Genomic DNA, 8,377 nt, shown 5'->3' with positions numbered 1-8,377 from the left:
CAAACAAATTAAGGATTAAGACCATGAAAACTATCAAAGCACTGTCAATCGCCGCTGTAGCCGCTCTTTCCCTGATGTCAGCAGCCAGCTTCGCGCAGAGCATCTCTGTCACCTCTTCAACGCTGGACGGTGCAGAAGCGAAAATTGCTGCACAGGCCGCACAGCAGGGTGCACAGTACAAAATCACCGAAGCGAACACCAATAACCGTGTTCACATGACCGCAGAACTGTACAAATAACGGATGGTCGTACAGGGACGTGCCGGAAGAGGTCGCCGCAAGGCGGCCTTTTTCGCATCTGGAGACTGGACAGTTGCGCGATAAATCGCGTCGCTACGAATCAGTGACAAAAAAGGCACCGTAAAAGGTGCCTGTTTTTCATCTGACAACACATCAAGCGCGTGGCGTATCGTCGCCCCAGCCAATCCATTTGTAGGTAGTTAACGCTTCCAGCCCCATTGGCCCGCGCGCATGCAGTTTTTGCGTGCTGACTGCCACTTCAGCCCCAAGACCAAACTGGCCGCCGTCAGTAAAGCGGGTGCTGGCATTGACGTACACCGCCGAGGAATCCACCTGATTAACGAAGCGGTTAGCATTGCCAATGCTGCGCGTCAGGATGCCATCGGAGTGCTGGGTGCCGTGTTCACGGATATGATCGATAGCCTCATCAATATTATCCACCAGCTTGACGTTAAGATCGTTCGACAGCCACTCATCGTCATACTCGGCAGCCTGCACCGCAACCACGCTGGCCGGGCCGTTCTGCACCAGACCAATTATGTTTTCATCGGCGTGCAGGGCAATTTTTTCATCCGCCATCCGTTGCAGGAAAGCCGGGATAAAACGCGCCACCTGATCACGATGAATCAGCAGCGTTTCCAGCGAGTTACAGGCACTCGGGCGCTGTTTTTTGGCGTTAACGATTACCGTCAATGCCGCCTCTGTCTCCATAGTTTCATCAAGGTAAAGATGACACACGCCGATCCCGCCGGTGATCACCGGGATGGTAGAGTTTTCACGGCACAGCTTGTGCAGGCCAGCGCCGCCACGCGGGATCAGCATGTCAACATAGCGATCAAGCTTCAGCAGTTGATTCACCAGTTCGCGATCCGGGTTCTCAATCGCCTGTACCGCACCCGCCGGTAAACCGTGCTGCATCAGGGCATTCTGAATCACTCGCACTGTCGCGGCGTTGGTACGATACGTCTCTTTGCCGCCGCGCAGAATCGCCGCATTGCCGGTTTTCAGACACAGCGATGCAACATCCACCGTCACATTGGGACGTGCTTCATAAATCACCCCAACCACACCGAGGGGTACGCGACGACGTTCAATACGCAGGCCGCTATCGAGCAACCCGCCATCAATCAATTGCCCGACCGGGTCGGCCAGACGGCACACCTGACGTACATCATCGGCAATACCTTTCAGACGCTGCGGGTTGAGTGTCAGACGATCCAGCAGCGCTTCGCTCATACCGTTCTGGCGCGCATCGGCCAGATCCAGCTCATTGGCCGCAAGGATATCTGCGCTTTCCGCTTCCAGCCGATCGGCGATGGTCAGCAGCACCTGATTTTTCTGTGCGGTGGAGAGTTCCGCCAGTTTGTACGACGCTGCCCGCGCCGCTTTACCCATTTTTTCTAACATCATCCGCTCCTTAACTGACGATCATATCGTCGCGGTGCACCGCCACCGGGCCATATTCATAACCGAGGATCTCGCCAATCTGCTGGCTGTGATGCCCGGCGATCATCCGCATCGCATCGCTATTATAACGCGTTACGCCGTGGGCAATATCACGCCCCTCAAGGCTACGAATACGGATCACTTCCCCACGCGAGAAGTTGCCCTGCACCTCACGGATACCCTTCGGCAGCAGTGAGCTGCCGCGTTCAAGAATCGCCGCCAGCGCACCATCATCCACGGTGAGTTCACCGGCCGGTGGTGCGCCAAAGATCCAGCGTTTACGGTTTTCCAGCGGCGTTTGCTGAGCATGGAAACGGGTGCCAACCGGCTTACCTTCAATCACTTCGCCAATCACATTGCTACGGCTTCCGGCAGCGATAATCACGTCGATACCGGCGCGACAGGCCACATCCGCCGCCTGCAACTTGGTCGCCATACCGCCAGTGCCCAGGCCCGAGACGCTGCCACCCGCCAGGGTACGCAACGCATCGTCGATCTGGTGTACATCGCTGATCAATTCAGCTTCCGGGTTGCTACGCGGATCAGCGGTAAATAACCCCTGTTGATCGGTCAGCAACAACAATTTGTCGGCCCCGGCTAACATTGCCGCCAGCGCGGAGAGGTTGTCGTTATCGCCAACTTTAATTTCGGCGGTAGCAACCGCATCGTTCTCGTTGATCACCGGCACGATATGGTTGTCGAGCAACGCACGCAGCGTATCGCGTGCATACAGGAAGCGCTCGCGATCTTCCATATCCGCCCGCGTCAGCAGCATCTGGCCGATATGGATGCCATAAATGGAGAACAGTTGCTCCCACAATTGAATCAGACGGCTCTGCCCCACCGCAGCCAGCAGCTGCTTTGAGGCGATGGTAGGTGGCAGTTCCGGGTAACCAAGGTGTTCGCGCCCGGCCGCCATAGCGCCCGAAGTAACGATAACGATACGATGGCCCGCCGCGTGCTGCTGTGCACACTGACGAACCAGCTCCACCATATGCGCCCGATTCAGTCGACGTGAACCGCCGGTGAGAACGCTGGTACCCAACTTGACCACAAGGGTCTGACTGCCACTCATGTTTTTCCTGCCATATAAGAAAAAAGTTCTGCGAAGGGACGTTTTATCAGGAGTGAGCAAGGAAGCCAACAGCCACCGGGGGAAAAGCACAAAATTCCCCGGACAATGCCGTAGACCAAAAGTTCGCGATTAACAAGAAAACAGAAAAACTGTCATAAAACTTTCATCGCCACCCGGTAAAAAGTCCCCGTGATTTATTACAAGTCCTTTCACGGGCATAACAAATTTTACTCATTGGGATTGATAGCAAAATGATGAAAAGCAAACTGGCATTAGTCGTCTCCGCGCTGGCTCTGGCCTCCACCGCACATGCCGCCGAAGTGTATAACAAAGACGGTAACAAACTGGACTTCTACGGCAAGGTGAAAGCTGAACACTACCTGAGCGACAACGCCAGCTCAGACGGTGACAAATCATACGTGCGTATTGGCTTTAAAGGCCAAACGCAGATCAACGACCTGATGACCGGTTACGGCCAGTGGGAATATCAGTACAACGTCAACAACTCGGAAGGTTCAGACGCCAACAGCGGCAACAAAACCCGCCTGGGCTTTGCTGGTCTGAAGTTCAGCCAGTACGGTTCATTCGACTACGGCCGTAACTACGGCGTGCTGTATGACGTGGAAGGCCTGACCGACGTGTTCCCGGAATTCGGTGGTGACGGCACCGCACGCTCTGACAACTTTATGACCCAGCGTGCTACCGGTGTGGCAACCTACCGTAACAACAACTTCTTCGGCCTGGTGGATGGTCTGCGCTTCGCGCTGCAATATCAGGGCAAAAACGACGCCACCAGCGCCAATGCCCGTGGTAGCGCCACCGATACCTCTCGTCAGAACGGCGACGGTTATGGTGCATCACTGGGTTACACCTTTGGTGACACCGGTATCAGCGCCATCAGCGCCATCACCTCTTCTGACCGCACCAACCAGCAGGAAGCCCGTACCTACGGTAAAGGCCAGAAAGCGGAGTCCTGGGGTGCTGGCCTGAAGTATGACGCCAACAGCGTTTACCTGGCCGCGATCTACACCGAAACCCGCAACATGACGCCAATCAGCGGCACTTATCAGGGATCTTCAGTAGCCGGTGCGGCGAACAAAGCGCAGAACATCGAATTGGTAGCACAGTATCAGTTTGATTTCGGCCTGCGTCCGTCACTGGGCTATGTGCAGACCAAAGGCAAAGATATCGAAAACGGTATCGGCGATGCCGACCTGGTGAAATATATCGACGTGGGTGCGACTTACTACTTCAACAAAAACATGTCCATGATGGTGGATTACAAAATCAACCAATTGTCGGATGACAACAAACTGGCACTCAACAACGACGACGTTGTGGCTGTGGGCATGACTTACCAGTTCTAAAAACGTTTTACCCTCATTGTGTCTGTAATCAGAGGGCAGGCTCATCACCTGCCCTTTTTATTGGTTACGCGCTCAGCTTTACCGGTTGTTCATCAAATCCCGCAGCAGGTTTGAGATCCAGTTTCAGCTCATGCAGTGTCGCTTTAAGACGCTCGTGGAAGTTGCGCAGCGTCTCCTCAACTTTTGCATTGTTATCTTTGCCCTTGATGGCGGCAGCACTCCAGTTACCCGCTTTGTCGAACAGACCAAAGGTGTACTGGTAGGTAAAGTGATCTTCCTGCGCTTCCAGCTCCATCCACCAACCCCAGAATTCACGGCTTTCCGGTGCCGGTTTCACATTGATGCATACGGCAAGGCAATCAAAGAAGAAGCGTGTTTCTTCGCATTTCCCTTCACGAATATAGGGGCCAAGCTCGGTGAAGCGCTTAAGCAGACGGCTGCGGGGGTGACCACTCGGTAACGACATGCTAATTCTCCCTTTTCGATTAACGGACCGTGTAACGATTGCTACTTAGTCTTTTAACTGCTTTGCCAGCCAGTCGCAAATCTGATTTAGCGCTTTGTCGAAGCTACTGAAGACCGGTGCGGTTGGAATCATCAACGTTTTCCCTTGTGCCGAGGAGCTGGCAATCATCCGCGCATCCTCTTCAGGACAGAACAGATCGTTGTTCCAGTAAGCCGCCAACATCGGGATCGGCGTACGGCGTCCCAACAACCCCTGCACTTTGAGCGAGTAGCGATTCAGTTCCGTACGCAGATTGCTGTCCGGGGTGGATGACATACCGAGGCGACTCGCCAGCATATCCATATACATATCCGGCAGTTGATCCTGACGCTGCGCATCGACAAACACGCCATGCACCATCGCACCCAGCGTGGCAACCGCACGCAAACGCGGCACTTCGAGATAAGCCAGTCGCGTTGCGACGTTGGCACCAAAACGGTAGCCAAATAACCCCACACGCGTGTGATCAATCCACGGGATGTTGTTCAGTTCACGCAGCACCTGCTGATGTAACTGACTGGTGTCCTGATTCAGCGTCCATTTGCTGCTCAGCCCCACCGACGGCATATCCAGCGTCAGCATCGCGATACCGCGTGGAGCGAGGTAATCGTGGAACAGACGATAATGGTCGATTTGCAGCGAATCCAGCCCGCCGCACAGCATCACCGTCGGATAAGGCGCTTTGGCCTGCGCAGGCATATGCAGAAAGCCGGTCACCGGGCTGCCGCCGCTGATGGAGAAGGTCAGGGCTTTTAACTCGCCCGAAAGGCGCTGGGTGGCTTCTTCGTAAGCCCGGTTGGCGAGCACCTGCGCCTGATCGGCCAGCTCGTCACCTTTAATATAGGGATAGGCTGCCAGGCTGTAGAGATTGGCCGCGTGCAACCACTCCTGACCTGCCTGTTCAGGGTTTTCATCCTGCATCGCTTCCTGCTGCCACACCGCCGCCTGCTTCGACCACTCAAAATTCCAGTTGCCGCTGCGGTAGCCAATCACCGTATCCAGCAATTCATCGCTGGTGTGTTCAACATTGCTGATGGCGATACGCGCCAACACTTCGCTGATCTCCTGCGGCGTCAGGCCACGCCAGGTCCACAGCAGTTTGTTCAGCATGCGATACCAGCAATGCTGGGTATCCCCTTCCAGCGTGTTATGTACCTGGATTGGGCTATGGTGCTCACGTCGCACCAGGGCGGATGTTTCAGGGTGTTTGAAACGCGGTTTGAATAGCTCTTCGCTGAGGTTTTTGCTCGGCATCGTAAACTCTCTCCTGCGACGGTCACGGCGAGGATCAGTTTACTGCACCCGCACTGTCGGTGCGAGAGACAGAAAGCACAACGCCCGGCGAAACCGGGCGTTGTTTGCGTTACATCAATCAGCTTTTGACGATGGGGGGAATGTACACCACACCCATGTCCCACGGCTGTTCGATCCAGGTGTTCTGCGGGATATCGACGATGTAATCATCCACCAGCGCACGGCCTGCCGGTTTCGCAAAGATGGTGACGAAACGTGCTTTCGGATACATATCGCGGATTGCCTGCGCGGTGCCACCGGTATCCACCAGATCGTCAATCACCACGAAGCCTTCACCATCACCTTCTGCGCGCTTCAGCACGGTCATCTCACGCTGATGGTCGTGATCGTAGCTGGAGATGCACACGGTATCGACGTAGCGAATACCCAGTTCACGCGCCAGCAATGATGCCGGCACCAGACCACCACGGCTTACCGCGATGATGCCTTTCCACTGTTCCACAGGAAGCAGGCGCTGGGCCAGTTTACGGGCATGAATCTGCAACATGTCCCAGGTGACGACGTATTTTTCGCTCATAAAAGGAGTCCCGGCCAATTGAAGTTGGCTTAAAAATGTGCAAGGGGGAATGGGTTGCGCGAGATTATAAGGATCTGTCGCATTAAAAACCAGCATCTGCACATCGGTTGCGGGTTTTTAACGCGCCTGATTACGCACCCGGCCAGAAACAGTGATATTCTCAGCCCCATCACGTCAGATGAGCTGACGGCGATCTTTCACTGGAACCCCGCGTGCGAGCGGCCTGTCCGCCACGCTGACACAGGAGACGCGTTGTGTCTGAATTGTCTCAACTTTCCCCCCAGCCGCTGTGGGATATTTTCGCCAAAATCTGCTCCATTCCACACCCGTCTTATCATGAAGAAGCGCTGGCCGAATACATCGTCGGCTGGGCCAAAGAGCAAGGATTTTGGGTTGAACGCGATCAGGTCGGAAACATCCTGATTCGTAAACCCGCCACCAAAGGCATGGAAAAACGCACGCCGGTCGCCTTGCAGGCGCATCTCGACATGGTGCCGCAGAAGAACAATGACACGGTGCACGACTTCACCAAAGACCCCATTCAGCCGTATATCGATGGCGAATGGGTGAAAGCGCGCGGCACCACGCTGGGTGCCGATAACGGCATCGGTATGGCCTCGGCGCTGGCAGTGCTGGCTGACAACAGCCTGACACACGGCCCGATTGAAGTGCTGCTGACCATGACGGAAGAATCCGGTATGGATGGCGCGTTTGGTTTACAACCAAACTGGTTGCAGGCCGATATCCTGATCAACACCGACTCAGAAGAAGAAGGTGAGATCTACATGGGTTGCGCGGGCGGTATCGATTTTATCACCACCCTGCCGTTGAGCCGTGAGGCAGTGCCTGCCGGTTATGAAACCCTGAAGCTGACGCTGAAAGGCCTGAAAGGCGGCCACTCCGGCGCAGATATCCACCTCGGTCTGGGTAATGCCAACAAGCTGCTGGCGCGCTTCCTCGCCGCCCATGCGCGCGCCCTTGATGTGCGTCTGATTGAGTTCACCGGCGGTACGCTGCGTAACGCCATCCCGCGTGAAGCCTTCGCGACCCTGGCGATCGACAGCCATAAAGTGGACGCGCTGAAATCAGCTGCGGCGCATTTCCAGGCGACGCTGCAAAACGAGCTGGGTATTAAAGAGAAGAACATCGCGCTGCTGAGCGAGCCGTTGGCGCATCAGGGCCAGGCGCTGACTGCCGACAGCCGTGACCGCTTCCTGAACCTGCTGAACACCACCCCGAACGGTGTGATCCGCAATTCAGACGTGGCAAAAGGCGTGGTGGAAACCTCGCTTAACGTCGGCGTGGTGACGATGGACCAGGACAACGCAGAAATCATCTGTCTGATCCGTTCGCTGATCGATACCGGTAAAGACTACGTGGTTGAAGTGCTGACCTCGCTGGGTGAGCTGGCGGGTGCCAAAACCGCACCGAAAGGCGGTTACCCTGGCTGGCAGCCGGATGCCGATTCGCCGATCATGGCGCTGACGCGTAAAACCTACGAAGCGCTGTTTAGCAAAACGCCGAACATCCAGGTGATCCACGCCGGTCTGGAGTGTGGTCTGTTCAAGAAACCGTATCCGAATATGGATATGGTCTCCATCGGACCGACCATCACTGGCCCGCACTCCCCGGATGAGCAGGTTCACATCGCCAGCGTCGGTTTGTACTGGCAGCTGCTGACCTCTTTGCTGAACGTTGTGCCAGAAAAAGTGTAACTATTTCGTAAAGTGACTAACCAGGCTCCGGCCTGGTTTTTTTATGCCTGTTAACAACCCCAGCATAATTCGCTACAAATCCCTCACATCACCTCCCTCTTTCACCAGTGGCTTTGGTTACAGCCAGTTTTAGCCGCCGTTACGCCCAGATGTCTGGATGGCTAATAAGATTTTGTGCTAGCTTATGCGCTTTCGTTTG

General features: G+C 55.2%; 8 protein-coding genes. 3 read left to right on the top strand and 5 right to left on the bottom strand.

The window, feature by feature from the left end; genetic code table 11:
* Positions 1 to 23 precede the first annotated feature (23 nt).
* Complete coding sequence (locus L579_RS21070; RefSeq protein ID WP_013508022.1) at positions 24 to 239, top strand: YdgH/BhsA/McbA-like domain containing protein; 216 nt, start codon at positions 24 to 26, stop codon at positions 237 to 239.
* A 153-nt stretch (positions 240 to 392) separates the two neighbouring features.
* Here L579_RS21070 and proA read toward each other — a convergent pair whose 3' ends face one another.
* Complete coding sequence (gene proA / locus L579_RS21065) at positions 393 to 1,646, bottom strand: glutamate-5-semialdehyde dehydrogenase (RefSeq protein WP_021186173.1); 1,254 nt, start codon at positions 1,644 to 1,646, stop codon at positions 393 to 395.
* Positions 1,647 to 1,656: 10 nt separating this feature from the next.
* Positions 1,657 to 2,760 (bottom strand): glutamate 5-kinase, encoded by a 1,104-nt coding sequence (gene proB / locus L579_RS21060; protein ID WP_021186172.1) that lies wholly within the window; start codon positions 2,758 to 2,760, stop codon positions 1,657 to 1,659.
* A 251-nt stretch (positions 2,761 to 3,011) separates the two neighbouring features.
* On the opposite strand from proB, the gene ompC reads away from it, so the two are divergent.
* Complete coding sequence (ompC, locus tag L579_RS21055) at positions 3,012 to 4,127, top strand: porin OmpC (protein ID WP_021186171.1); 1,116 nt, start codon at positions 3,012 to 3,014, stop codon at positions 4,125 to 4,127.
* Positions 4,128 to 4,191: 64 nt separating this feature from the next.
* Here the strand turns inward: ompC and crl are convergent, their stop codons facing one another.
* The 3 genes from crl to gpt form a co-directional block, all read right to left on the bottom strand.
* A complete protein-coding gene (gene crl, locus L579_RS21050) occupies positions 4,192 to 4,593 on the bottom strand; it encodes a sigma factor-binding protein Crl (protein ID WP_021186170.1) in 402 nt (133 codons plus the stop codon).
* A gap of 45 nt (positions 4,594 to 4,638) precedes the next feature.
* The gene (gene frsA, locus L579_RS21045; protein WP_021186169.1) at positions 4,639 to 5,886 is read right to left on the bottom strand and encodes an esterase FrsA; all 1,248 of its coding nucleotides are present in this window, start codon (positions 5,884 to 5,886) and stop codon (positions 4,639 to 4,641) included.
* Positions 5,887 to 6,004: 118 nt separating this feature from the next.
* Positions 6,005 to 6,463: a xanthine phosphoribosyltransferase gene (gene gpt / locus L579_RS21040; RefSeq protein ID WP_021186168.1), complete on the bottom strand. Its 459-nt coding sequence runs from the start codon at positions 6,461 to 6,463 to the stop codon at positions 6,005 to 6,007.
* A gap of 254 nt (positions 6,464 to 6,717) precedes the next feature.
* Between gpt and pepD the strand changes: the two genes are divergently transcribed.
* On the top strand, positions 6,718 to 8,178 hold the full coding sequence (gene pepD / locus L579_RS21035) for a beta-Ala-His dipeptidase (protein ID WP_021186167.1): 1,461 nt from the start codon (positions 6,718 to 6,720) through the stop codon (positions 8,176 to 8,178).
* Positions 8,179 to 8,377: the final 199 nt, after the last annotated feature.

Origin of the sequence: Pantoea sp. AS-PWVM4, from assembly GCF_000468095.1 — a bacterium.
Classification (GTDB): domain Bacteria; phylum Pseudomonadota; class Gammaproteobacteria; order Enterobacterales; family Enterobacteriaceae; genus Pantoea; species Pantoea phytobeneficialis.
Note: the sequence above shows the minus strand (reverse complement) of the source record. Positions and strands in the feature narration are given on the sequence as shown.

Excerpts from the sequence above, each read along its gene's own strand:
- L579_RS21070 (WP_013508022.1), top strand. The coding sequence starts at position 24 with ATGAAAACTATCAAAGCACTGTCAATCGCCGCTGTAGCCGCTCTTTCC.
- proA (WP_021186173.1), bottom strand. The coding sequence starts at position 1,646 with ATGTTAGAAAAAATGGGTAAAGCGGCGCGGGCAGCGTCGTACAAACTG.
- proB (WP_021186172.1), bottom strand. The coding sequence starts at position 2,760 with ATGAGTGGCAGTCAGACCCTTGTGGTCAAGTTGGGTACCAGCGTTCTC.
- ompC (WP_021186171.1), top strand. The coding sequence starts at position 3,012 with ATGATGAAAAGCAAACTGGCATTAGTCGTCTCCGCGCTGGCTCTGGCC.
- crl (WP_021186170.1), bottom strand. The coding sequence starts at position 4,593 with ATGTCGTTACCGAGTGGTCACCCCCGCAGCCGTCTGCTTAAGCGCTTC.
- frsA (WP_021186169.1), bottom strand. The coding sequence starts at position 5,886 with ATGCCGAGCAAAAACCTCAGCGAAGAGCTATTCAAACCGCGTTTCAAA.
- gpt (WP_021186168.1), bottom strand. The coding sequence starts at position 6,463 with ATGAGCGAAAAATACGTCGTCACCTGGGACATGTTGCAGATTCATGCC.